The sequence below is a fragment of the Haladaptatus caseinilyticus genome (assembly GCF_026248685.1).
Lineage (GTDB): Archaea > Halobacteriota > Halobacteria > Halobacteriales > Haladaptataceae > Haladaptatus > Haladaptatus caseinilyticus.
The window spans coordinates 310093-332301 of sequence record NZ_CP111036.1 but is presented as its reverse complement, the minus strand read 5'-3'; the positions used below and the strand labels follow the sequence as shown (position 1 = coordinate 332301).

Genomic DNA, 22209 nt, shown 5'->3' with positions numbered 1-22209 from the left:
GGCCACGAAAACGTTCACGCCGCCCAATCGACCATTCGGTCGTACAGGGGGGCCGACCGAAGTGCGGCTTCGTCACCGACGAGGACGAGGGCTTTTTTGGCCCGTGTCAGCGCGACATTTACTCGGCGATAGTCGTCGAAGATGGGACTGTCCAAATCACCCGTCGCGACGAACGAGACGATGATGACCTCCTTACTCGACCCTTGGAACCGGTCCACCGTATCGACCGCCACCGAATCCGGAACCCTGCGCGAGATTTCCGCGACCTGCGCCCGGAACGGTGCGATGACGCCGATATCTTCGAGGTCAACTCCCGCATCCGTGAACTGGGAGACGAGGTCCCGGACACGCTCTGCCTCTTCTGGATTCGTGTTGCCGACGGCCCGCCCGTCGGAATCGAGGAACGTCACCCAGCCATCGATTTCCTTGGCGAGTCTCTCGGGAGTGACGTCGGGGAGGTCGGCCAGTCGCTGGCCAGCCACATCGCCGCTGGCCGGGCGAAGTACGCCGTCGTAGAACTCCTGCGACGAAAACGCTTGAATCTGCTGGGCCATCCGATACTGACGCTCGAGCATGACGGAGGCGTCCGGATACTGCTCTACCAGTCGTTCGAACAGCGATTCGGAAAGGCCGTTTTCGGCCCTCACAACCGGTGGCAGTTGGTGATGGTCGCCGACGAGCACGAACCGTTCAGCGAGATTGATGGCGGCGAGCGTGGCGGGTTCGGTCAACTGCGAGGCTTCGTCCACGAGTGCGACGTCGAACGCCTGCTCGCGCATGATACGCGAACCACAGGTCGCAGTCGTCGCCGCGACGACACTTGCGCTTTCGAGTTCGGCAGCGCGTTCTCCCGGTTCGCCACCGTACTCCAACCGAATGTCCTGCATATCTTCGCGGACGCCGTTTTCGGTACCGACCCGGACCACGTCTTCGAATCCTTGTTCACGAAGCGCTTCGAGCGCGTTGTCCACCGCGCGATTCGTGAAGGCCGAAAGCAAAACACGGTTGCCGTCCTCGACCAGCGCTCGAATCGTTCGCGCGATAGTGTAGGTTTTCCCGGTTCCGGGCGGCCCGTGGATGAGCGCACAGTCCTCGGCAGTGACCGCTCGATTGACCGCCGCATTCTGGGACTCGTTGTTCGGAATGTACTGCTCACGGTCGGTCGCGAATTCGGGCTTTTGCCGACCGAACAGGACGGCCTTTCGGCGAGGGTCCCCTTTCAGCAGACAATCGTGAAGCGCGGTGAGCATCCTGTCCGCGGACAGCTCGGACGGATAGACGTCGAGTCGCCGAAGTTCGACCGGTTCGTCGGTCGTGACGACGATTTCGTCTCCCAACTGCGTGACCCGCGCCAGTTCCGCGTGGCCGCTAACCGGATGCCCGTCACTGGCGAGCACCACATCGCCCTCCCGAATCTTCGACACTGCATCGTCCGTTTTTTTCGCGCGGAGTTCCCAGCGACCGCCGTCGACTTGACTCTGTCCCGTCGGTTCCAAGTCGATGAGTGCCCGGTCGTCGTCCGCACGCTCCTGCGCGGATTGCCGCCAGAGTTTGGCATACTCCGTGTGCGTCGCACGTCGTTCTTCCTCTATTTCCCGGTACTTTCGGTCGAAATACTCCCGCTCGTCCTCGGGAATCGGCGTTCCGATTTCCCCGGCTTTCGACTCCTGACCGAGTCGCCCCGAGACGACCATGCAGGTGTCCTTCTCGAAGCAGTATTGGCATTTGGCGTTCGCTTCGTAGCCCGTCGGGACGTCCATCTCGAACTCCATCGCGGCGATTTCGTTACGGGTTCGAACGACGAATTCGAGCAACCCCTTGGCGATGGAAAACTCCTTCGCGGGCGAGAGGTCACCCGTTTCCTCGGTCCGGTCCAAGGCGGAGTTTTTCGTATAGAGGAGGGTCCCCGTGTCCGCCGGAACGTCGCGTTCTTGCAGGAGCAGGGCGTAGCAAGCCGCCTGGATCTTGTCCTGGAACCGCGGGTCGCGGTTGGTGTTCTTCCCGGTTTTCAGTTCGACGGGCATCCCGCGCCTGAGGGCGTCGCATCGGCCTTTGATTCCGAACCGTTCGCTGATGAGGGTGTATTCGCTACGCCAGTCGTCCGTGTCGTCGAGCACGCCCTGTTCCAGCCAGCCTTCGATTGCACGAGCATTTTGGCGAACTTCGCCCGCGACTTCTTCCGCTTCACGCCCGAGCAGGCCGAGTTCCAACCCGGCTTCCTCGACGCGTTCGTCGATGGAATCGTCCAACTCGCGCCCGCGGAGCAGGTCACCGAACACCTCGTGGACGATCGTTCCCTTGACGACGGGGTAGTTCAGCGGGATTCCGGACAGTTTGTTCAGATAGTACATCCGCGGACACTGGACCCACGAGCGAACGTCGGTCACGTTCACCAGGAACGCGGGTTCGACTACGACGTAGGATTCCTTGCTCGTCGCGTAGGTCGTCTCGTCGTCGTACTCGGACTCCTCCGCATCCGTCACTAACAGTTCCATCCCCTCACGGAGGAGCTCGGCGCTCTCGGTCCATTTACCCCACAGCGTTACTGTCCGTGGCGCGTCGTCGTCCGGTTCGACGACCACTTCGGCAAGTTCTCGCTCACCGTACCGGGTAGTCACGGTTCGTACCTCGCCCGGGTCGGCGACAGTCCCCCGTATATTCACGAGATGTTGTATTGTCCGTCGCCGAAAAATTCTATCGATTACCACGTCGTGAGAGACGAACGGTGGACGACCGAACGGAGTGAACGAGGCACCAGCTAACGAATCAGGATCGAGGGAATATCCGACGATCGACTTCTATTCACTCCCGATCTCACTGAAGCGACACGTTAATCTCCTCGGCGTGTCACGGGGTACCCATGCGGGTTCGAGAGTGGCAGGAAATCCTACAGGACGTTATCGACCGCGACGTTGACCCGAGGGGGTGGCGGGCCGCGGGGGGGAGGCGAGCAAGCGGTGTCGGCGAGGACCTGTATCTCGGCCATCGGAAGGCGGGACTGTATCACCTGAAGACCTACGCGAAAAACCCCTATCAGGTTCGTGGGGTCGGTACCCGAGTCGCCAGAAAACTGGACGACGAAATCGGGAGCTATCTCCCGGAGAAGGACTCCCGCGAGGGCCGATTCGCGGTTCGAAATCCGACCGACGAACGACCGGAGGAAAAAGAAGCGAAAGCGCGTGCGAAACACCTCGAAGAAGTGCTCAAGGCGCACGCCGACGCGCCGACATCGGGTGCGGACCTCTTCGACGACGTGATGGAGGCGATCGAAAGCCCGGCGTTCGGACCGATGGACTTCGATGGCTACGACCGCCCCGAATCGGTCGGGAGCCTTTCGGAAACTTTCGAAGAGAGCGAAAAGTTACTGAATTCGGAACTGGAGGACCTCATCGACGAGGACGACGTGGGTCGCGGATTCCAGTAGCGGTCACATCCCGCGGGGGTTTAAGAACTTCCCAATCGCGCCCCTTTGTATGTGGGCAGCGAACCCGTCACGCGACACGCGGACGGCAGGCAGACGGCTAAGACGACGAGCATGGCGACTCGGCGCTAAACCGACCACGCGAAGTAGGTTCGCGACCGTCCGAAACCGGGTGCGCTGATGGTCGGACCGATGACCCGTCAGGATCGGTCGTCCGCGATGGCGCGTCTGAAAATCGCGATCGTCCTGTTAGTCGGTGCATCCGGCGGACTCATCGCGCTTCAGACCGGTGCAAGCGTGGTCGGTTTGGCCGCCGCTGTCGTGAGCGGTCTCGTCGTCGGCGTACTGTTGATGTGGTATCTGACGTGGATTACGCGATAAGTGACCACCGAGTCCGAAACTGAGCGTTCGCTCTTACGCCTCGATCCGCGTCAACCATCGTTCGGGATGATCGAGTTCGTCGTCGGTCGGCAGGTTCTCCGGTGACTCCCACACCCGTGTCGCGGTTTCGATGTCCGTGGTGGCGACGACACGTTCGAAGAACTCCTTGCCCCGTTCGTACTGCCGTCGCTTCATGCCGAGTCCGAGCACCCGCCGGACGAGTTTCGATATGGGGTTCATGCCTTTCCGCCGCGCTTCGATTTTCCGCCGCAGGTCCTCGTACTCGTCGTCGAACGCCTCGTCCATGAGGAGTTCGGCGTATCCCTCCACTGAAGTCATCGCGGCGTCGAGTTCGCGGAACGCTTCACGGTCCACTTCGCCGTGCGCCAACGCTTCGACGCCGGATTCCATCCGCGCTTCGAGATGGTCGGAGAGCCATGGGGCCGCGCCGAACTCCGCGGCGTGTGTCACTTCGTGGAAGGCGATCCAACGCCGGAACCGGTCGAAATCCACGTCCAACTTCCCCGCGATACGCTCGATGTTTGGGTGGACGAAGTAGAGCGCGTGGTCGTCCTCGCCATCCGCGAGTAAGAGTGGGTCGTACTGGCCGAGAACGTTGTTTCCGAGGAGGGCAAGCATGAACGACATGGTCCCAGTGTTGATGACGCGAGCGACGCCGGGGAGGATTGCCGGGCCGTGTTCCTCGATGGGTTCCATCACACGCTGGAACGTAGTGATATTCGCGTCTATCCAGTGGTGACGATTCTGGATTTCGATGGTGTCCGGCACGTCGAACGAAACGCCGGAAACGTCACGAACGCGAGCGCGGGCATCGCGTACGTCGTTCGCATAGCCCGTCTGCTCCACGGCCGAGAGGTCGATAGACCCGGGGTCCGTCGCCGACTTCGCGGCTTCAGCAACCGCGACCCAGTCGATGGGACCGTTTCCGGATGCGCCGGTGACGGCACGGACGCTACGATAGAGATTCACGGCGTTACGTTTGGTTCGCGCCGACAAAATCCTTCTGTCCGTCGTCCTACTCCCGACGTCGGTTTCGCAGGACTGCGAGCACGATGACCGCGAGAAGGATGAGAACGGGCCCGAGTTTTCCCGTAATCGGTGGCCGTTCCTCGCCGCCGTCGGTTCGCCCCCAGTCGAGTTGTGGTGATTCGCCGCCAGTGTTGAGTGTGACGTTCGGTTCGTGTAGGTGCAGTTCGAAGACCCCCATGTACTCCCCTTCAACCATCTGGCCCTTATCGATTCGGGATAAATGCAATCTCAACTATATTTTGTGACATCGTTCGAGGGGTTGAAGAGACGTCGGCGCGCGTCCATCGATATGAACGACGAACATCGCGCATTTCTAGAGACACTGCTCACGACGCCCAGTCCATCCGGATTCGAAACGCCGGGACAGCGCGTCTGGATAGACTACGTTTCCGAATTCGCCGACGACGTACGAACCGACGAGTACGGGAACGCCGTCGCTGTCGTAGACGGGGAGGGTCCGGAAATCGCTTTCGGGGGCCATGCCGACCAAATCGGTCTCATCGTTTCGGGGATCGACGAAAATGGATTCGTCCGCGTCGATAAGATCGGCGGCTCGGATAGAGCCGTGACGAAGGGTCAGCATGTCGAGGTTCACACCGACGATGGAATCGTTCGCGGTGTCGTTGGCCAGCGGGCGATTCATCTGCGCGACCCGGCGGACGACGAGTTCGAAGACATCGTGGACCAGCACGTCGATATCGGCGCGAAAAGTAAGGACGAGGCCGAAGAACTCGTCGATGTCGGCGACCCCATCGTTTTCTCCCCGACCATCGAGGACCTTCACGGCACGCGGCTGGCCGGACCGGGCATCGACAATCGCGTCGGGACGTGGGTCGCCGCGGAAGCGCTTCGGCGTGCGGCGGAGCGCGACACCGACGCGACGGTGTACGCCGTCAGCACGGTCCAGGAGGAGGTCGGACTCCAAGGTGCGAAGATGGTCGGATTCGACTTGGATCCCGACGCTATCGTCGCTGTGGACGTAACACACGCCATGGATAGCCCGGACGTGACGAGCGAAGAGCGGTTCAACGATATCGATATCGAACTCGGTGACGGACCCGTCGTCGCACGCGGCAGCACGAACCATCCCGAAGTCGTATCCGCAGTCCGTGAAGCAGGTCGCGAGACCGACATCCCGGTCCAACTGCAAGCGGCAGGAGTTCGAACCGGAACGGACGCAGACGCGTTCTACACTGCCCGTGGTGGAACACCATCCCTCAACATCGGTCTGCCGAACCGTTACATGCACACCCCCGTCGAAGTGATCGACACCGATGATTTGGAAGCGGCAGCCGACCTACTCGCCGAGTTTGCCGTACAGGCGAGCGGCCGCGATGGCTTCTCGGTTGACCTCTAACTTCCAGTCGAGCAGTACGTTTCCGACTCGCGTTCCGGTACGTTTATGAACGCAAACACTGGGTTTGTTGATATGAGCGGACGACCTCTCGACGTTCTCGAAGCGTCGCTGAACTCTGTCGTGACTGTGCAGCTAAAGGGTGGCGAAGAATACACCGGCACGCTTACCGGCTACGACCAACATATGAATCTCGTCATCGAAGACGAAGACACAACCATTATACGCGGCGATAACGTCGTTTCGATTAATCCATGACTGGCGCAGGAACCCCAAGCCAGGGCAAGAAGAACAAGACGACTCACGTGAAGTGCCGCCGCTGTGGCGAGAAATCGTACCACTCGCGAAAGAAGGAATGCTCGTCGTGCGGTTTCGGTAAGTCGAGCAAGCAGCGAAGCTACGAGTGGCAGAGCCGAGCAGGCGACAACTAAGCGTCTGCTGTTACATTTTCCCTCTTACCAGTTTTCCGGAGAGCCGTTGGCTCATTCATGGCCACCATATACACGTTCGTGTATATTTTTGAACGGTGGAATACCGAATACGACACGATAACGTGGGTTTTTACTACTGGCCCGCGCTATGGTCAACTATGTCAATAGGCCGGGACGGGAACCTCGAGGGGCCGACGGAGAAATGCGGCGTCGTCGGCGCGTCGCTCGCGGGTCGAGACGCGGCACGCCCCCTCTACTACTCGTTGTATGCCCTCCAACACCGTGGACAGGAATCCGCGGGAATCGTGACACACGACGGATTTCAACAACACGACCACGTTTCGATGGGTCTCGTCGGCGACGCCTTCGACGAGGAGGACATCGAAGAATTGACCGGTAGCGCCGGAATCGGTCACGTCCGGTACCCGACCGCCGGGAGCGTGGACAAGAGTTGTGCCCAGCCCTTTACCGTCTCGTTCAAGAGCGGGTCGCTCGCGCTCTCACACAACGGCAACCTCGTTAACTCCGGGGAGATTCGGGACGAACTCGCCGGGAAGGGACACGCTTTTACTTCGGACGGCGACACGGAAGTCATCGCGCACGATTTGGCGCGCAACCTGCTGGAGGAAGACCTCATCCGCGCCGTGAAGCGGACGATGAATCGAATTCACGGGTCGTACTCGCTGACCATCATGCACGACGACACCGTCCTCGGCGTGCGCGACCCGGAAGGTAATCGCCCGCTCGTTATCGGAAAAGTCGATGACGGCTACGTTATCGCCAGCGAATCGGCGGCTATCGATACCATCGACGGTGAACTCGTCCGCGACGTGCGACCCGGCGAACTCGTCGTCCTCAAAGACGATGGCGAGGGGTACGACACCTACCAACTCGTCGAACGCGAGCAAACCGCCCACTGCTTTTTCGAACACGTCTACTTCGCCCGACCGGACAGCGTCATCGACGGGAACCTCGTCTACGAAGTGCGGCGGGAACTCGGCCGAAAACTCTGGGAGGAAAGCGGTATCGAAACCGACGTCGTGATGCCAGTTCCCGACTCGGGTCGCGCCTTCGCGTCGGGGTACGCCGAGGCGGCACAGGAGGACGGCTCGGACGTGGAGTTCGCGGAAGGGATGATGAAAAACCGGTACGTCGGACGGACATTTATCATGCCGACGCAGGACGAACGGGAGCGCGCGGTCCGGCTCAAACTCAACCCGATCAAATCGACCGTCGAGGGTCGAACCGTGACCATTATCGACGACAGCATCGTCCGAGGGACGACCTCGACACAGCTCGTCCAACTGCTCAAAGACTGCGGGGCCGAGGAAGTTCACATGCGAATCGGCGCGCCGCCGATCGTCGCACCGTGTTATATGGGTATCAACATGGCCACCCGCGAGGAACTCATCGCCTCCGACAAATCCGTCGATGAGATTCGGGACGCCATCGCCGCAGACAGTCTCGCCTACCTCTCGAAGGAAGCCATCGCGGAGTCGCTCGCAGTCCAACAGGGTGACCTCTGTCTGGGCTGTGTAACCGGCGAATATCCCTACGACATCGAGGACGAGGAGACCGACCGCGACGTGTCGCGTCCGGTTATCGAGGGTGCGGGCGACTGAGAACGAGTTTTTAGAACGGTTTGTGAGCAGTGTGTCCCTCAGTTCGAGAGATAGAGCGGGACGACGACGAGATTGCTACGGGCCAGTCCTAATATCCCCGAGAGCCATTTCGGCGTAAAGTGGAGTTCGGCGACCGTAATCACCGTGGCCATAAGGACAAATCCGACGATAAGCACGAGAGCCGTAATCGCCATCGAGTTTTCGAACACCGCACTGATTCCCATTCCGAGTTGGGTGCAATACTGGAGCAAAGTCAGGGCACTGCCGACCAGTATACCGCCACCGAGCCAATATGGATTAACCGCGCTTTCCGGGACGTATTCCAGATAAAACGCCCATACCATCGCAAATCCCAACAAAGCCGAGAGAAAATGGTTGCCCACCTGACGACGAGTAATCACCGACATGGTTTCGATGCGGTGTTTGCTCCCTTTGCTGTATTCTACTTTGACCACTTCCTCGGCGGATGAAGGGCGAGAACGGAGCGAGTGAAACGAGCGGAGTTCGAAGGTTTCCGTTTGGAGTCGGCATCAGCTAGCGTCCCTGTAACCGTAGTTGAGAACGATACAAACTCAAACGAGGTGACTACAACTACCGACGCCAAACGAAGCCCTCAGTCGTCTCGAAAGACTCGTTTCACTCGTCTTTCTTCGACTCCTTCGCCCTTCATCCCCCGAGGCCCGCAGGTTAGTTGTGTAGATTTCGATCAAATAGAGACGCAGTCTGCTCCACGTTCCGAAATTACGCTTCGTCGTCCAACAGACGGTGAATATCGTCCTCGCTGAGGATGTCGAGGAGGCTACCGCCGTTGTCGTACTCCTCGCGCTGGCTCGGCGTGAGAAACGATTCGTCGCGCTCTTCCAGTCGCTCTTCTAACATCTCGTCCAAGTCGTCCTCGTCGTATCCCGGAATTGGCATAGGTGTCGTAGGTTGTGCTGGCGGAAATATCGTGTGGCCCGCTTGCACACCGTAAATCCTCGAAGCTCAGTAAAAGACGTAGAGGAGGGCGTAGACGACCACGCCGAGCGAGAACGAAATCAGCCAGAGCGTGGCCGCGACTCGCCCAACACGGGGATGGTTCGTTTGCGGAAGTTCACTGACTGGGTGTGAAATCGCCAGCAGGAGGACGTAGTAGAGCAGAGGGATGCAGACGATTGCCAGAAGCATATGAACCGCCAACACCGGCAGGTAGAGGAACTGATAGACGGTTTCGGGGCCACCGAAATCGGTCGGACCCTCCAACGTGACGCGGTAGAGGTAGAGACCGAGGAAGGCGACGAACAATACGACGCCGGTTAGCATCCCGGCGCGGTGTCGGTTGACGTTTCCGCGCCGGATGTCGTGCCACGCAGTGCCGATAACGCCGACCGCGATGAGACTGATGGTCGCGTTGACGTGCGGAATCGCTTCGAGAAACGAGTGAGGTGCGCGCGGAATCGACCCTTTTGGGACGATGCCGAGCACCGCGGCGAACACCAGTGCAAGCGACACCACCGTCAACAGCGCAGTCAGCGCCGGAACGTTGTTCCGAACTGTAGATTCCATACGCTCGCGTTAGGACTCTGGAGGCATACCAGTTACTTCACGATTCGATGGAGCGGTTCCGCCTCGCAGGATGGACAGGAATCGAGGGGTAAATCGAACGCTCGACCGCAATCCGCACAAACGTAGTCGATTCGGCTGTTTCGAAACCGATGGATGAGCCGTCGGAGGGGCATCTTTCGTTTTGACACGCTTCGCAATTATGAATGTAGTGGATCCACTCTGTCATATCTGTGGGACACCGTCCCGTCGCCGATGCAAATGAAAGGCCTTTTATTAGGCCACCAACTACGATTGAGTGCAGAAAGACGCAGCGAGCGTGGGTAGCCAAGCTAGGCCAACGGCGCAGCGTTGAGGGCGCTGTCCCGTAGGGGTCCGCCGGTTCAAATCCGGTCCCACGCATCGCAAGATGCAGGTGATCTCCTTCGAGGACATCACCCACGCACAATCCTACTGAAACAACATTTGCCAGCCTCGGCTGGTTTAATAGTTCGTAGTCGATACCGGTCAGCGATCGCGTGGTTGGTTTGAGACACGGACCGATGTTAGAGACGGATGTACGCATAGCCTCGCGATTGGAGGCGGGTCAGTTCGCCAATGCCCGATGAGACGGTTTCGACGCCCGCGATGAGATTCGACTCGTTCACTGCTGGGTTTCGAATCGCGTTACTGCAAACCTTGTACTCGACGTTCCAATCGATCAGTTTTCGGATATCGTCGGCAACGTCGGAATCACGTTCGAGCGTCGAAATGGCGTCGCCAGCGTCGAAGAGAACGGCGACAGTATTGATTTCGACCGTTTCGTCGGCGAGGAGGTTCTCGACCTTCGAAATCGAGCGGTTGGCTGCGTCAGACGTCGAAACGTGAAAGACGGTTTTCATGCGACTACGTCGCAGACGTAGAAAATAGCAGTTGTGGTTAGCGCAGTTGCCGTCAGCAGCCTCGGTGTGTTTCGATTCGGTCTCGCCACGTCGCCGGAATTGGACGTGGTTCGCCCGACTCCGGGTCGATGGAAACCTGGACGACTTCTGCGGTGGCGGCAACGTCATCTCCGGCCCGGATTTCGTGAACCATCGTGATACTGGATTCGCCGAGTTCCGAAACGCGCATGGCGACGGTCACCTCCTCTTCCAGGGAGATGGACCGTCGATAATCTATCTCCAGATGGGCGACGACGCCGCTGATATCGTCCATCGGGATGTCGACGACATCCCGAAAATACCGGAGTCGCGCCTGTTCCAGATAGGTGGCGTATACCGCGTTGTTCACGTGTCCCATCGTGTCGAAGTCGCGGTATCGGGTCTCGATCTCGGTTGTGTAGCCGAAGTGGTCCATGAAAACCGTAGCCGGAAGGGGGTAAATCCATCTGTCGATTCGGACCGGAAGTGACGGACGGGTTCGTCGGGTTTCAAATGGAACCCATCCCCCCGCACCGTTGCTGTTTTCTCGCCTGGGAGTCGAACGTTGCGGCACGACAGTTCGGTTGAGAATCCAAAAATCATGATCCCGTCGAACGGAATCGAGGGGCAACGATGCCTTCCAACCTCAGGAAAACATTTCTACTCGTCGAAACAGCCGCCATCGTAGTCGCCACGTTTGCATGCCGCGTCCTCATCGCCGTGTCGTTCCTATCGTGGTTCGCTATCGCAACTCCGCTACTGTATTTCGCGTGGCGACCGGTTCGAGCGGTCGAACGAATCGCGGACGCGATGGAAGAAGTGTGTTTTACTCACACCGACTTCGTTTCGTGGTCGAAGGTCTGCACTTCGACGGTTCGCCCTTCTGGGTCTTCGGCGAAAAAGTGGTAGATGTCGTAGTTCGGATTTGCGTCCGGTTTTTCCTGCGCCCATGCTTTTAGTTCGTCGTACAGCGAATCAACGCCCTCCCGGTCGTCGGTGACGAACGTGAGGATTCCGTCGGTGTCCGCCGATTCACGACTACAGAATCCAAAGAGCATGTTATCGAATTTGAGGATGGTGCAGTCGGTCTATTCGAGCCACACCTCGGCGCCGAGGCGGTCGGTATCGAACTCGACCGTGGTCTCACGATTTTCACTGGCCAAAAAGACGATGCCACTCATGACCGAGACGACACGACCTGGTGAAAAAGGTTTTCGTCCTCGTTCGACCACTCAGTCGGACCGAACCATCACGTCAGTCGCTTTGACCACTGCGGTCAGTTCCATCCCCTCCTCGATTTCGAGATTTTCGACCGATTCGCGGGTGATGACCGCGGTTATCGTGTCGTCGCCGACGTCGATCGTGACTTCGGCGGTTACGTCGCCGGTTTCGACTTCCACTACCTCTCCTGTCAATCGGTTTCGTGCGCTTAACATCCCACTCCCCCGGCAAGGGGACGACGACGCCGCGAATAAGCGTTCGGGGCGTTTGACGTATCCGGGCATTCGGGGACTTTGCTCCGGAATGCAAACGCGATATTGAAATGTTTCCCCTTCCTAACAGATGCATGGCCAAGTACTCGACCGGGAACTCCTCCGGCAGTGGTGGTGGCGGTTCCTGTGAACTCTGCGGCAAAGCGACCGACTCGCTGACAGAGGTGAGCGTGGCGGGCGCACGGCTGGAAGTTTGTGGGAACTGTGCGAGTCACAACGACGCTGCACAGCGAACCAAGACGGAATCGACCGAACCGAGCGAACAGGACCGAAAACGCCGAGCCGCCCAACGGACGGCGAAAATGGACGACGCACGCAAAGGTGATGCACGCCATTGGGAGGAAGAAGGGACGAACTACGACGACGACCCGCTACCGTATCTCGTTTCCAACTACGGCGATAACGTCGTCGAAGCACGACAGGACGCGGGTCTCCAGCGCGAGGAGCTCGCCGACGAACTCGGTATTCAAGAAAAGCATCTGCTCGCCGTCGAACAGAACCGCGCAAATCGTGCGGGCGTCGGCGGGTCGGTCATCGAGGCACTGGAAGATCGACTCGACGTGACGTTGTCCGAATCGGCGTAGCGTTTTTGTCCGCCCGTTTCGGAGAATCGGTATGACTCGCGCACCAGCGGAACCGTATCGAACGAGTTTCGAGACGACGGTCGAACGACGGGACGGGCGCGACGTGGTGCTCTCCGAGACGTATTTTTACGCCGAGAGCGGCGGCCAGCCCGCCGATAGGGGGACGATTGGGTCCACCCCGGTCGTAGACGTCCAGAAACGGGATGGAGCGGTCGTTCATACGCTTGCTACCGACTCCGACCCGGATTTCGATGCAGGTGACGCGGTCGTCGCCCACATCGACGAATCGTTTCGAACATACTGCATGCGAGCACACACGGCGAGCCATATCCTCTACGGTGCTGGCAGGCGTATTTTGGACGATCTCGGCTACGGTGGGTTCGATATCGGTACGGAGAAAATCCGTGTCGATTTCGAGACGACGACGGACATCGACGACGCCATTCTCGTCGAACTCGAACGCCTGACGAACCGTGCGGTCTGGGATTCGATTCCCGTGTCGTGGGAGGAAGTTGCCAAGGCAACTGCGATGAAACGGGACGACATCGCGTTCAACACGAAGACCGAGGAAGGCGTGTTGAGTGACTCGGACTCTGTTCGAGTCGTGGAAATCGACGGCTGGGACGTGGCGGCCTGTGGTGGCACTCACGTACGAAGCACGGACGAAATCGGTCCGGTGACCGTGCTCGAACGTTCGAACCCCGGCGAAGGGCTGACGCGCGTCGAGTTCGCCGTCGGCCCGTCCGCCATCCGGCAGCGAACCGATGAGAAACGCGCGGCGCTGGATGCGGCGCGAGTCGCCGGAACGAGCGTCGCGAGCCTATCCGCGGAAATCGATCGACTCACCGGCGAACTCGACGACATCGAAACGGAATTGCACGACGCGAAATCACGTCTCATCGATGCGAAAATAGACGACCTCGCGGACGAGACGACGTCCCGAAACGGTACCGAATGGCTGGTCGGTGCCATCGACGGAGTCGGTCCGAACGAACTCGCCGAGCGTGTTCGAGCGCTCTCGGGGCAGGTTGCGGATGTCGTTGCGCTCGCCGGCAGAGACGGGGCAACCTTCGTCGTGGTCGGCGCAGATGGCGGCGTGGAGGCAGGCACCGTGATAGACGAGGTAACTGAGACGTTCGGTGGTGGCGGCGGTGGCAGTTCGGCGTTCGCACAGGGGGGAGGGTTGTCGGCGGAACCGGAGGAGATCGTGACCTATCTGCGCGAGTAGCGTATGAGTGGCATCGATTCGGGACTTCCAACTGATCGAAGCGAAAGGTCCACTCGCCTCTCGTCTCGGAAAATCGTCTTCGACGGTAGCGACCAATCAGTAACGGTGCTGAAATTCCCTCAACGTTGTACTTTTGCCGTTTTTGACTGATGCCAATACGAAGTAAAACTTTGATTTCATGCAGTGCCACATCAACTGTCGGGAACAAGCAACACGACGGACTATCGACACCCGAAACGGATCGAAACGACGCCGAAACTGCACAATCGTGGAACGGGTATCTTTTTCCGCCGGCACACGAAGAACGCGTATGAACCTCTCCCCGGAACAACGGGCCATTCGAGACGTGGTTCGGGAGTTCGCTGTCGAGGAAATCCGGCCGACCGCGGCGGAGTGCGACGAGAAACAGGAGTTTCCCGAAGATGTGTGGGACGGACTCGCAGAACTCGATCTGACGGGTATGACGGTACCCGTTGAGTACGGCGGTATCGACGTGGACAAGATGACCTACAGTCTCGCCAACGAGCAGGTCGCCTACGGTTCACTGTCGGTTGCGACGGCACTGTCGGTTCACTGCCTCGCCACCTCGTGTCTCGCCGAGTTCGGCGACGAAGAACAGAAAGAACGGTGGCTTCCGGAAATGGCCGAAGGTCGCCCCGTCGGCGCGTTCGCACTCTCCGAACCCGAGGCCGGGTCGAACCCGGCCGAGATGTCCACCGAAGCACGGATGGAGGGCGACGAATACGTCATCAACGGCAAGAAGCAGTGGATTACGAACGGGAAGCGCGCGGACGTGATTATCCTGTTCGCCAAAACGGACCGAAACGATCCACGAAGCGTCACGCAGTTCGTGGTGCCGAAGGATGCGGGCGTCGAGGTCGGTAAGAAAGAGGACAAACTGGGTCTCCGTGCGAGTGACACGACCAGCCTCATCTTCGACGATGTGCGGATTCCCACCGAATACCAACTCACCGAGGAAGGTCGTGGCCTATCTGCGGCCTTCCACATCCTCACCGGTGGGCGTATCGGTATCGCCAGCCAGGCAGTCGGCCTTTCGCAGGCGGCACTCGACCAAGCGATCGATTACGCACACGAGCGAGAACAGTTCGGAAACCCCATCGCTGACATCCAAACTATTCGACACAAGTTCGCCGATATGCAGACGAAACTCCAAGCAGGACGTCTGCTGACCCGGGATGCGGCCCGTCTCGCTGATGCTGGCGAAGACCACGCGATGGCGGCGAGTATGGCGAAATATTTCGCCAGTGAATCCGCCGTCAAGATTACGAACGAAGCGGTCCAGATTCACGGTGGCTACGGATATACGACCGACTTCGACGTGGAGCGATTCTACCGCGATTCGAAGATAACGACCATTTACGAAGGTACCTCGGAGATCCAAAAGAAAGTCATCGCTCGGAATCTGCTCGGATAACCCCAGTAGCTTTATACCACATGACCGGGATGTGTGATTCGATACCCTCCCCTGTGATTCGATGACCATTTCCAACGATTCATCCCTCGTCTCGTTCGACGCAGATAGAGCGGTTTCCGCTCTTCGAGATGAAGCGGGCGATTCAGTTCATCTCTGCGTAGAATACGATACTGAAGATTTCAACACCCTCTATGCCGATCAGATGACGCTCGATCTGTACGACAGCGAGCGCGAAATGGTGGACCATTTCGAAGAAGTGCTCTCTTACGTCCACGTCGATTTCATGGAGAAAGACCTCTTCGAGGACGTGTTCCGAAGTGCGGGTGCGGTACGGTCGTTCGTAACGTTGATGGATTACGTGACGCTCATTCGAGTTCTCGTCGGCGAGGAAGGGTTGTTCTTCACCGTGAGTCCGAATTCCGACGTCACGACGCTGGTCGGGTTGGTCGAAGACGCAGTCGAGTAGTCCGCCGACCGAAGTCCCTTTGGCTCCAAACTCCCTACGCACCACCGTGACTGATGACGTTTCGGCGGTCGTCTACGACCTCGATGGGACGCTGGTGCAACTGCTCGTGAACTGGAAGACGGTGGCTCGGGACGTAACGGCGGAGCTAGCGACCCACGGCGTCGATGCGAGCGAGGCCGACCTCTGGGAGATGCTCGATCTGGCCGACGAGGCGAACGCTCGCGACGCGATAGAGGCGGTAATCGGCGAACACGAGCGCGACGGTGCGCGGCGTTCGATCCGTCTACCACATGCAAACGAACTGGTTTCCCGTGACGTCCCCGTCGGCGTCTGCTCGCTGAACTGCGAATCCGCGTGCCACGTCAGCCTCGAAACACACGGGCTCGCGGAGCACGTCGATGCAGTCGTCGGTCGTGACTCGGTTGCGACGCGAAAACCACATCCGGAACCGCTACGCGCAACGCTACGCGCGTTGGAGGCCGACGGAGATGCGATTTTTATCGGCGACTCTCCTCGAGACGAACTGACTGCGGAGCGAGCGGGAATCACTTTCGAGTACGTTTAGTTTCCCAGAACGAGCGTGTTCTTCACGAGGTTCTCGTGCCCACGACGAAGTCGTTCCGAGACGGACTGGTGTGTGACGCCGAGTTCGTCGGCGAGGGCCATCGCGGATGACTCCCGTGGAACCGAATAGTATCCTCGATCGTAGGCGAGTCGAAGCGTCCGCTGTTGGTTTTTGGTGAGGCCGAACTGACCGCTTTCCCCACCCGAGAACTCGTGGATGTTATCGATTTCGAGATCGATCCCGCGTGATTCACAGTAGTCGTAGGTCCGTGAGAGTGCGTCGTGATCGCCGAACAGTATCTGGAGGTTCCAAGTGTCCTCACTCCCCGTCGCCGCGAGAATCGCTCCCCGCTCTTCGAGGAGGATATGCGCCAACGCTTCGACGCCGGCGACCCACTCCAACTGATAAAGACATTCGGCGTCGAATTCAGCGATCAACTGGAAGTCGTTGACGCTTTCGTCGAGATCGAACGCGGATTCGACCGCCTCGGGGTCGGTCGTCTCGACCCAGACGAACGGCAATAGCCGGTTTCGACTGTGTGCAACGATTTGCTCGACGTCGAACCGAGCCGTCTCGAGCGCTTGAAGGGTCCGGTTCAGAGCGAATGTGTCGGCGGGAAACGTTACTTCAGCAATCGTCCCCGTCATGGCCCCTTCTCGGGGGTTCTCAGTAATACTTTTATTGGCCATATTCAAATAAATATCACAGATGACATCGAAACGATATCGATACGGGGTCGATAAACCGGATGCGGAGACGTGAAAACGCCACGAATCGAGTCCCTCATTCACCAACACATCTGGTCGATGTCGGTTCGATCCGCGCCGTGGTTTTCGCCTCACTTTCGGCGTCGGAGGTTCCGCTCTGTTTCATTCACTTCGACCGATCCGAGCGTATCAGTCCGTTTGCCGCCGTCGAGCGTAGAGAAACACACATATAGCGGTAACGAACCACACGATCGCACCGACGCGAACTGCGAAGGAGACGCGCGACGCCCACGTCGGTAAGGGGACGCCCGAAACGACGGCGATGAGCGCGACGATCGGCGCGCCGATGAGTATGGTCGTGACGAAGGTGACCTGCATCACCCACCCATAATCGACGCCATCCGGGTTGTATGTCTCGACTGGTTCGGGCACACGTTAACGCGGGAACCGGGTCGGCTTAAGAGTTATCAGGTTCGTTCTGGGTCGACTCATCACCGACCGGGCAGGTTAAGCCCCCCGAACGAAGAGACTGACGTATGCCAACGGTGAGGGATATCCGCGCCAAGGCGGGAACGGCGCCGATTACGATGCTGACGGCCTACGATGCGCCAACTGCGGCGATCGTTGACGACGCGGGCATCGACATGATACTCGTCGGGGATAGCATGGGGAACGCAGTGCTGGGATACGATTCGACGCTCCCGGTGACGGTGGATGAGGTCGCGAGTCGAACCGGGGCCGTCTCCCGTGGGGCCGAAGACGCGCTCGTCGTCGCCGACCTCCCGTTCTTGGGCTTCGGCTTCGACGAGAAGACCGCGGTCGAGAACGCCGGTCGGATGCTAAAGGAGGAGGGCGCGAACGCTGTCAAAATAGAGAGCGGAACGCACACTATCGAGTTGACCGAGACGCTGACACGGCTCGGAATACCGGTCATGGCACACCTCGGACTGACGCCACAGCACGTCAACGAACTGGGCTACGCCCGGCAAGGAACATCCCAGGAAGCAGCAGACGAGATGCTCGACCTTGCACGAAAACACGCGGAAGCGGGCGCGTTCTCGCTCGTCCTGGAACACGTCCCGGCGAACCTCGCGGCGACCATCACCGAGGAACTCGACATCCCGACCATCGGAATCGGTGCCGGGCCGCACACGGACGGACAGGTGCTCGTCATCAACGATGCGGTCGGGTTAGGTGAATGGAGTCCGTCGTTCGCCAAGCAGTTCGGCGACGTTCGAAGCGAGATGGAACGCGCAGTCGGAGCGTTCCGGGACGAAGTCGAGTCCGGTGAGTTCCCTGCGAGGGAACATTCGCACGTAGAAGAGGAATTAGACGGCGTGTACTGACGTTTAGATTATAGAACACCGTTCAAAAATCTCGTTAACATCCCGTTGAACGCGTCCGGGGTTTCGAGCATGGCGAGGTGTGCTGCATCTTCGATCTCTACGAACTGGCCGTCGCGAACGTTGTCGGCCAGATACTCGTGATACCATGGCGGCGTGAGCATGTCGTATTCGCCGACGGCGGCGAGCGTCGGGGCGGCGATTTCGTCCAGTCGGTCACGTACATCGAACGTGTGACAGGAGTGGAAATCCCGGCTAGTTATCCGCTGGCCGACGTCGTACATCGATTCCTTCGAGAGTTCGACGTACCGGTCGTCCGGGTCGTGAAAGAGACGGTCACCATCGTGGAGAAATTGGACGGCGCGGTCGAAATCCGAATCGAGCCACGTGAGCAAATCGTCCGACACGGAGAGTTTTGCACCGCTTCCAACGAGGGCGAGTGCGTCGGGGTCGAAGTCGCGTTCGATGACGAGATGGAGGACGACCGCGCCGCCGAGCGAGTTGCCGACGAGTGTTCGGGCACCGGTTTCCTCGGCGACTGCGAGTACGTCGTCCGCGTAGGCAGAGAGGGTGCTCCACCCGGGGTCTGCGTCTACATCCTCGGATTCGCCGTGGCCGCTCAAATCGATCGCGACGATGGGAATCGATGAAGAAAGACGGGACAGTTGTGCTTTCCAGAGTTCGTGGGTGCCACCGCTTCCGTGGACGAACAAGACGGGGTCACCATCACCCCCACGGTCCGCGATGCGATATGCCGTCGTTCGGTCGTGGTGAGTGACTGTTTTCATACTGGGTGTTGTTTACACGCACGAGGCATAAAGTTCCGGACGAAGGTAGCCGACGTCGACGGGAAACCGAATCGGAACCGCATTTCGACTGGATTCTCGAAAATCGCAGTACGGTAGTGTCTTCACTGGGGAAAGATTTATATAGATGTGTAACTAACCAAAGGTTAGCTAAAGATGACACTCGAACATCTCTCACAGCAAGGTATCGCCCGTCGATATAGCTACGACGACGGAGAGGTCATCGCCGCCGACTTCGGCACTGCGGACGTGTCCGTGGACGTGCTCGATGACGTGGCAATCGTCGTCGTAGCGCACGACGGCGAGCAGACTCAGTCGGAAGTCGAACTGCCGGCAGGCGAGGCGCAAGCGTTTATCAACAACGGCGTCCTCACTATCGAGGTGAGACGATGAAACTCACTGTCAAGCCGTTAAAGCAGAAGGACGCGGGTCGCGGACTCGCGGCGGTCGACCGACGCTCGATGGAGGAACTTGGCGTCGAGAACGGCGACTACATCGTCATCGAGGGTCGCGGTCAGGGACGTGCAGTCGCACGTGTCTGGCCCGGCTACCCCGAGGACGAGGGTCGTGGAATTATCCGTATCGACGGAAAACTCCGCCAGGAGGCTGGCGTCGGTATCGACGACAAAGTCACCATCGAGAAGGCCGACGTGAACCCCGCGAACAGGGTCACTATCGCGCTCCCACAGAACCTTCAGATTCGCGGCAACATCGCGCCCCACATCCGCGATAAGTTGAGTGGACAGGCCATCACGCAGGGGCAGGCGATTCCGTTCGGGTTCGGCTTGATGGGAATGGGATCCGGCCAGTCCATCCCGCTCAAAGTCGCCAGTACCGACCCTGACGGAACCGTCGTCGTCACCGACTCCACCGAAATCCAGATCAGCGAACGCCCCGCCGAGGAAATCGCTGCCGGAGGCAGTGCCGGTGGACAGGCCCGTCCCGACGTGACCTACGAGGACATCGGTGGTCTCGAGCGCGAACTCGAACAAGTTCGGGAGATGATAGAGCTCCCGATGCGACACCCCGAACTGTTCAGTCGCCTCGGCATCGACCCGCCGAAGGGTGTACTCCTCCATGGACCGCCCGGAACCGGGAAGACGCTCATGGCGAAGGCCGTCGCCAACGAAATCGACGCTTACTTCCGGACCATCTCGGGGCCGGAGATCATGTCGAAATATTACGGCGAATCCGAAGAGCAACTGCGAGAGGTGTTCGAGGAGGCGGAACAGAACTCCCCGGCCATCATCTTCATCGACGAAATCGACTCCATCGCGCCGAAACGCGAGGAGGCTGGCGGCGATGTGGAACGGCGCGTCGTCGCGCAACTCCTCTCGCTGATGGACGGCCTCGAAGAGCGCGGCGAGGTGACGGTTATCGCCGCGACGAACCGCGTCGATGCCGTCGACCCCGCGCTCCGCCGTGGTGGTCGCTTCGACCGCGAGATCGAAATCGGCGTCCCGGACCGCGACGGTCGCCTCGAAATCATGCAGGTCCATACGCGTGGAATGCCCCTCGCGGATAGCATCGATTTGGAGGAGTACGCCGACAACACCCACGGATTCGTCGGTGCCGACCTCGAATCGCTCGCTCGCGAATCCGCGATGAACGCACTCCGCCGCGTCCGTCCGGAACTCGACCTCGATTCGGAGGAGATCCCGGCGGACGTGTTGGAATCGCTGAAAGTCACGGAAGGGGACTTCAAGGAGGCACTGAAGGGCATCGAGCCCTCGGCGCTCCGCGAAGTGTTCGTGGAAGTCCCCGACGTGTCGTGGCAGGACGTGGGTGGACTGGAAGACACCAAAGAGCGCCTCCGCGAAACCATCCAATGGCCGCTCGACTATCCAGAAGTGTTCCAGTCGCTGGATATGCAGGCCGCAAAGGGTGTCCTGATGTACGGACCACCCGGAACCGGGAAGACGCTCATGGCGAAGGCCGTCGCCAACGAAAGCGACAGCAACTTCATCTCGATCAAGGGCCCCGAACTACTGTCGAAGTGGGTCGGTGAGTCCGAGAAAGGCGTCCGTGAAGTGTTCAGCAAGGCCCGCGAGAACGCCCCGACGGTGGTGTTCTTCGACGAAATCGACTCCATCGCCACGGAGCGCGGCCGCGACGGCGGTGGCGGATCGCAGGTCAGCGAGCGCGTCGTCTCGCAGTTGCTGACCGAACTGGACGGGCTCGAAGAGCTCGAAGACGTGGTGGTCATCGCTACCTCGAACCGCCCCGACCTCATCGATTCGGCGCTCCTGCGTCCGGGTCGTCTCGACCGACACGTTCACGTGCCGGTTCCTGACGAGGATGCTCGCCGGGCCATCTTCGAGGTTCACACCCGTCACAAGCCGTTGGCCGACGACGTTGACTTGGACGAGCTCGCGGAACAAACCGAAGGCTACGTCGGCGCCGACATCGAGGCCGTCTGCCGCGAAGCGGCGATGGCCGCGAGTCGGGAGTTCATCCAGAGCGTCTCGCCCGAGGATATCGGGGAAAGCGTCGGCAATGTCCGCATCACCGCGGAACACTTCGAGAACGCGCTGGTCGAGGTGACGCCGAGCGTCACCGAGGAAACCCGCGAACGTTACGCGGAGATCGAAAAACGGTTCGACAGCGCCGAACCCGAGACTCAGGAGCAGTTGGGACGGACGTTCCAATAGAGCCGTTTACGACGCTCGACAGCTCCGGAAAACTCGATCCGATAGCGACGATGGTGGCGCCTGTACGGTTGCGGGCAACCCGTAGTAGGCCGACAGGCGCTTGCTCGCGCGTTCCAGCGCGTCGCTCCCCTTCCAAACGACCGCCGTGCTCCCCACTGCAAGCACGACCAGTCACGCGCGTTCGGTGAGTATGGCTATCGGTTTTTAGCCAGCGGTCTTACAATCGAAGAT

Annotated in this window: 27 protein-coding genes, 1 tRNA gene and 2 pseudogenes; 15 read left to right on the top strand and 15 right to left on the bottom strand. The window is 59.5% G+C overall.

Features of this window, described 5'->3' with window-relative positions; translation table 11 throughout:
* Window positions 1-14: 14 nt before the first annotated feature.
* Entirely contained in the window at window positions 15-2663 is a 2649-nt protein-coding gene (locus tag OOF89_RS01880; protein ID WP_266077945.1) for an AAA domain-containing protein, read from the bottom strand.
* Between the two features lie 197 nt (window positions 2664-2860).
* Between OOF89_RS01880 and OOF89_RS01875 the strand changes: the two genes are divergently transcribed.
* Together OOF89_RS01875 and OOF89_RS01870 are read left to right on the top strand one after the other, a co-directional pair.
* Window positions 2861-3424, top strand: coding sequence for a hypothetical protein (locus OOF89_RS01875; RefSeq protein WP_266077943.1), 564 nt, complete (start codon window positions 2861-2863; stop codon window positions 3422-3424).
* Window positions 3425-3613: 189 nt separating this feature from the next.
* Complete coding sequence (locus tag OOF89_RS01870; RefSeq protein ID WP_266077941.1) at window positions 3614-3802, top strand: hypothetical protein; 189 nt, start codon at window positions 3614-3616, stop codon at window positions 3800-3802.
* A gap of 33 nt (window positions 3803-3835) precedes the next feature.
* On the opposite strand, the gene OOF89_RS01865 is transcribed toward OOF89_RS01870, so the two are convergent.
* Together OOF89_RS01865 and OOF89_RS01860 are read right to left on the bottom strand one after the other, a co-directional pair.
* Window positions 3836-4792, bottom strand: a complete 957-nt coding sequence (locus OOF89_RS01865; protein ID WP_266077939.1) for a zinc-dependent metalloprotease — start codon at window positions 4790-4792, stop codon at window positions 3836-3838.
* Between the two features lie 46 nt (window positions 4793-4838).
* Window positions 4839-5030, bottom strand: coding sequence for a hypothetical protein (locus tag OOF89_RS01860; protein WP_266077938.1), 192 nt, complete (start codon window positions 5028-5030; stop codon window positions 4839-4841).
* 111 nt (window positions 5031-5141) lie between these two features.
* On the opposite strand from OOF89_RS01860, the gene OOF89_RS01855 reads away from it, so the two are divergent.
* From OOF89_RS01855 to purF, 4 genes are all read left to right on the top strand, one after another.
* Window positions 5142-6209, top strand: a complete 1068-nt coding sequence (locus tag OOF89_RS01855; protein WP_266077936.1) for a M20/M25/M40 family metallo-hydrolase — start codon at window positions 5142-5144, stop codon at window positions 6207-6209.
* Between the two features lie 72 nt (window positions 6210-6281).
* Window positions 6282-6464 (top strand): LSM domain-containing protein, encoded by a 183-nt coding sequence (locus tag OOF89_RS01850; protein WP_049970133.1) that lies wholly within the window; start codon window positions 6282-6284, stop codon window positions 6462-6464.
* The gene (locus OOF89_RS01845; RefSeq protein WP_227775825.1) at window positions 6461-6637 is read left to right on the top strand and encodes a 50S ribosomal protein L37e; all 177 of its coding nucleotides are present in this window, start codon (window positions 6461-6463) and stop codon (window positions 6635-6637) included. Before OOF89_RS01850 ends, OOF89_RS01845 begins: the two co-directional genes overlap by 4 nt.
* A 158-nt stretch (window positions 6638-6795) precedes the next feature.
* Entirely contained in the window at window positions 6796-8259 is a 1464-nt protein-coding gene (purF, locus tag OOF89_RS01840; RefSeq protein WP_266077931.1) for an amidophosphoribosyltransferase, read from the top strand.
* 38 nt (window positions 8260-8297) lie between these two features.
* On the opposite strand, the gene OOF89_RS01835 is transcribed toward purF, so the two are convergent.
* From OOF89_RS01835 to OOF89_RS01820, 4 genes are all read right to left on the bottom strand, one after another.
* On the bottom strand, window positions 8298-8603 hold the full coding sequence (locus OOF89_RS01835; protein ID WP_266077929.1) for a hypothetical protein: 306 nt from the start codon (window positions 8601-8603) through the stop codon (window positions 8298-8300).
* A 397-nt stretch (window positions 8604-9000) separates the two neighbouring features.
* Entirely contained in the window at window positions 9001-9177 is a 177-nt protein-coding gene (locus OOF89_RS01830; protein WP_266077928.1) for a hypothetical protein, read from the bottom strand.
* 66 nt (window positions 9178-9243) lie between these two features.
* Window positions 9244-9804, bottom strand: a complete 561-nt coding sequence (locus OOF89_RS01825; RefSeq protein WP_266077927.1) for a DUF420 domain-containing protein — start codon at window positions 9802-9804, stop codon at window positions 9244-9246.
* A gap of 32 nt (window positions 9805-9836) precedes the next feature.
* Window positions 9837-9977 (bottom strand): FmdB family zinc ribbon protein, encoded by a 141-nt coding sequence (locus OOF89_RS01820; RefSeq protein ID WP_266077925.1) that lies wholly within the window; start codon window positions 9975-9977, stop codon window positions 9837-9839.
* A 141-nt stretch (window positions 9978-10118) separates the two neighbouring features.
* Here OOF89_RS01820 and OOF89_RS01815 point away from each other — a divergent pair.
* A tRNA-Leu gene (locus tag OOF89_RS01815) sits at window positions 10119-10203 on the top strand.
* Window positions 10204-10346: 143 nt separating this feature from the next.
* On the opposite strand, the gene OOF89_RS01810 is transcribed toward OOF89_RS01815, so the two are convergent.
* The 4 genes and pseudogenes from OOF89_RS01810 to OOF89_RS01795 all read right to left on the bottom strand — a co-directional run bounded on the left by OOF89_RS01810 (window position 10347) and on the right by OOF89_RS01795 (window position 12136).
* A complete protein-coding gene (locus OOF89_RS01810; RefSeq protein ID WP_266077923.1) occupies window positions 10347-10682 on the bottom strand; it encodes a DsrE family protein in 336 nt (111 codons plus the stop codon).
* A gap of 52 nt (window positions 10683-10734) precedes the next feature.
* Window positions 10735-11136 (bottom strand): acyl-CoA thioesterase, encoded by a 402-nt coding sequence (locus OOF89_RS01805; RefSeq protein WP_266077921.1) that lies wholly within the window; start codon window positions 11134-11136, stop codon window positions 10735-10737.
* A 394-nt stretch (window positions 11137-11530) separates the two neighbouring features.
* A pseudogene (locus OOF89_RS24595) lies at window positions 11531-11881 on the bottom strand (VOC family protein).
* 51 nt (window positions 11882-11932) lie between these two features.
* Complete coding sequence (locus OOF89_RS01795) at window positions 11933-12136, bottom strand: TOBE domain-containing protein (protein ID WP_266077917.1); 204 nt, start codon at window positions 12134-12136, stop codon at window positions 11933-11935.
* A 131-nt stretch (window positions 12137-12267) separates the two neighbouring features.
* Between OOF89_RS01795 and OOF89_RS01790 the strand changes: the two genes are divergently transcribed.
* The 5 genes from OOF89_RS01790 to OOF89_RS01770 all read left to right on the top strand — a co-directional run bounded on the left by OOF89_RS01790 (window position 12268) and on the right by OOF89_RS01770 (window position 16471).
* On the top strand, window positions 12268-12777 hold the full coding sequence (locus OOF89_RS01790) for a helix-turn-helix domain-containing protein (RefSeq protein WP_266077915.1): 510 nt from the start codon (window positions 12268-12270) through the stop codon (window positions 12775-12777).
* A 31-nt stretch (window positions 12778-12808) separates the two neighbouring features.
* A complete protein-coding gene (locus OOF89_RS01785; RefSeq protein WP_266077913.1) occupies window positions 12809-14005 on the top strand; it encodes an alanine--tRNA ligase-related protein in 1197 nt (398 codons plus the stop codon).
* A gap of 310 nt (window positions 14006-14315) precedes the next feature.
* The gene (locus OOF89_RS01780; RefSeq protein WP_266077911.1) at window positions 14316-15440 is read left to right on the top strand and encodes an acyl-CoA dehydrogenase family protein; all 1125 of its coding nucleotides are present in this window, start codon (window positions 14316-14318) and stop codon (window positions 15438-15440) included.
* Between the two features lie 61 nt (window positions 15441-15501).
* Window positions 15502-15906 carry a hypothetical protein gene (locus OOF89_RS01775; protein ID WP_266077909.1) on the top strand — a complete coding sequence of 135 codons (405 nt, stop codon included), beginning with the start codon at window positions 15502-15504 and terminating at the stop codon, window positions 15904-15906.
* A 46-nt stretch (window positions 15907-15952) separates the two neighbouring features.
* On the top strand, window positions 15953-16471 hold the full coding sequence (locus OOF89_RS01770) for an HAD family hydrolase (RefSeq protein WP_266077907.1): 519 nt from the start codon (window positions 15953-15955) through the stop codon (window positions 16469-16471).
* On the opposite strand, the gene OOF89_RS01765 is transcribed toward OOF89_RS01770, so the two are convergent.
* Both OOF89_RS01765 and OOF89_RS01760 read right to left on the bottom strand, forming a co-directional pair.
* Window positions 16468-17118 (bottom strand): helix-turn-helix domain-containing protein, encoded by a 651-nt coding sequence (locus OOF89_RS01765; protein ID WP_266077905.1) that lies wholly within the window; start codon window positions 17116-17118, stop codon window positions 16468-16470. The genes OOF89_RS01770 and OOF89_RS01765 overlap by 4 nt on opposite strands.
* A 249-nt stretch (window positions 17119-17367) precedes the next feature.
* On the bottom strand, window positions 17368-17610 hold the full coding sequence (locus tag OOF89_RS01760) for a DUF5822 domain-containing protein (protein ID WP_266077903.1): 243 nt from the start codon (window positions 17608-17610) through the stop codon (window positions 17368-17370).
* A 104-nt stretch (window positions 17611-17714) separates the two neighbouring features.
* Between OOF89_RS01760 and panB the strand changes: the two genes are divergently transcribed.
* Window positions 17715-18524: a 3-methyl-2-oxobutanoate hydroxymethyltransferase gene (gene panB, locus OOF89_RS01755; RefSeq protein WP_266077901.1), complete on the top strand. Its 810-nt coding sequence runs from the start codon at window positions 17715-17717 to the stop codon at window positions 18522-18524.
* Window positions 18525-18532: 8 nt separating this feature from the next.
* Here the strand turns inward: panB and OOF89_RS01750 are convergent, their stop codons facing one another.
* Entirely contained in the window at window positions 18533-19309 is a 777-nt protein-coding gene (locus tag OOF89_RS01750; protein WP_266077899.1) for an alpha/beta fold hydrolase, read from the bottom strand.
* A 174-nt stretch (window positions 19310-19483) separates the two neighbouring features.
* Here OOF89_RS01750 and OOF89_RS01745 point away from each other — a divergent pair, with 174 nt between their 5' ends.
* Together OOF89_RS01745 and OOF89_RS01740 are read left to right on the top strand one after the other, a co-directional pair.
* The gene (locus OOF89_RS01745; RefSeq protein WP_266077897.1) at window positions 19484-19720 is read left to right on the top strand and encodes a DUF7127 family protein; all 237 of its coding nucleotides are present in this window, start codon (window positions 19484-19486) and stop codon (window positions 19718-19720) included.
* A complete protein-coding gene (locus tag OOF89_RS01740; RefSeq protein ID WP_266077895.1) occupies window positions 19717-21978 on the top strand; it encodes a CDC48 family AAA ATPase in 2262 nt (753 codons plus the stop codon). The genes OOF89_RS01745 and OOF89_RS01740 overlap by 4 nt, the downstream gene beginning before the upstream one ends.
* Here the strand turns inward: OOF89_RS01740 and OOF89_RS24550 are convergent.
* Window positions 21974-22149 (bottom strand): annotated as a pseudogene (locus OOF89_RS24550) (sodium:calcium antiporter); the annotation flags it as partial. The gene OOF89_RS01740 and the pseudogene OOF89_RS24550 overlap by 5 nt on opposite strands.
* Between the last annotated feature and the right edge of the window lie 60 nt (window positions 22150-22209).

Excerpts from the sequence above, each read along its gene's own strand:
- OOF89_RS01875 (WP_266077943.1), top strand. The coding sequence starts at position 2,861 with ATGCGGGTTCGAGAGTGGCAGGAAATCCTACAGGACGTTATCGACCGC.
- OOF89_RS01870 (WP_266077941.1), top strand. The coding sequence starts at position 3,614 with ATGACCCGTCAGGATCGGTCGTCCGCGATGGCGCGTCTGAAAATCGCG.
- OOF89_RS01860 (WP_266077938.1), bottom strand. The coding sequence starts at position 5,030 with ATGGGGGTCTTCGAACTGCACCTACACGAACCGAACGTCACACTCAAC.
- OOF89_RS01855 (WP_266077936.1), top strand. The coding sequence starts at position 5,142 with ATGAACGACGAACATCGCGCATTTCTAGAGACACTGCTCACGACGCCC.
- OOF89_RS01850 (WP_049970133.1), top strand. The coding sequence starts at position 6,282 with ATGAGCGGACGACCTCTCGACGTTCTCGAAGCGTCGCTGAACTCTGTC.
- OOF89_RS01845 (WP_227775825.1), top strand. The coding sequence starts at position 6,461 with ATGACTGGCGCAGGAACCCCAAGCCAGGGCAAGAAGAACAAGACGACT.
- purF (WP_266077931.1), top strand. The coding sequence starts at position 6,796 with ATGTCAATAGGCCGGGACGGGAACCTCGAGGGGCCGACGGAGAAATGC.
- OOF89_RS01835 (WP_266077929.1), bottom strand. The coding sequence starts at position 8,603 with ATGGTATGGGCGTTTTATCTGGAATACGTCCCGGAAAGCGCGGTTAAT.
- OOF89_RS01830 (WP_266077928.1), bottom strand. The coding sequence starts at position 9,177 with ATGCCAATTCCGGGATACGACGAGGACGACTTGGACGAGATGTTAGAA.
- OOF89_RS01825 (WP_266077927.1), bottom strand. The coding sequence starts at position 9,804 with ATGGAATCTACAGTTCGGAACAACGTTCCGGCGCTGACTGCGCTGTTG.
- OOF89_RS01820 (WP_266077925.1), bottom strand. The coding sequence starts at position 9,977 with ATGCCCCTCCGACGGCTCATCCATCGGTTTCGAAACAGCCGAATCGAC.
- OOF89_RS01810 (WP_266077923.1), bottom strand. The coding sequence starts at position 10,682 with ATGAAAACCGTCTTTCACGTTTCGACGTCTGACGCAGCCAACCGCTCG.
- OOF89_RS01805 (WP_266077921.1), bottom strand. The coding sequence starts at position 11,136 with ATGGACCACTTCGGCTACACAACCGAGATCGAGACCCGATACCGCGAC.
- OOF89_RS01795 (WP_266077917.1), bottom strand. The coding sequence starts at position 12,136 with ATGTTAAGCGCACGAAACCGATTGACAGGAGAGGTAGTGGAAGTCGAA.
- OOF89_RS01790 (WP_266077915.1), top strand. The coding sequence starts at position 12,268 with ATGGCCAAGTACTCGACCGGGAACTCCTCCGGCAGTGGTGGTGGCGGT.
- OOF89_RS01785 (WP_266077913.1), top strand. The coding sequence starts at position 12,809 with ATGACTCGCGCACCAGCGGAACCGTATCGAACGAGTTTCGAGACGACG.
- OOF89_RS01780 (WP_266077911.1), top strand. The coding sequence starts at position 14,316 with ATGAACCTCTCCCCGGAACAACGGGCCATTCGAGACGTGGTTCGGGAG.
- OOF89_RS01775 (WP_266077909.1), top strand. The coding sequence starts at position 15,502 with ATGACCATTTCCAACGATTCATCCCTCGTCTCGTTCGACGCAGATAGA.
- OOF89_RS01765 (WP_266077905.1), bottom strand. The coding sequence starts at position 17,118 with ATGACGGGGACGATTGCTGAAGTAACGTTTCCCGCCGACACATTCGCT.
- panB (WP_266077901.1), top strand. The coding sequence starts at position 17,715 with ATGCCAACGGTGAGGGATATCCGCGCCAAGGCGGGAACGGCGCCGATT.
- OOF89_RS01750 (WP_266077899.1), bottom strand. The coding sequence starts at position 19,309 with ATGAAAACAGTCACTCACCACGACCGAACGACGGCATATCGCATCGCG.
- OOF89_RS01745 (WP_266077897.1), top strand. The coding sequence starts at position 19,484 with ATGACACTCGAACATCTCTCACAGCAAGGTATCGCCCGTCGATATAGC.
- OOF89_RS01740 (WP_266077895.1), top strand. The coding sequence starts at position 19,717 with ATGAAACTCACTGTCAAGCCGTTAAAGCAGAAGGACGCGGGTCGCGGA.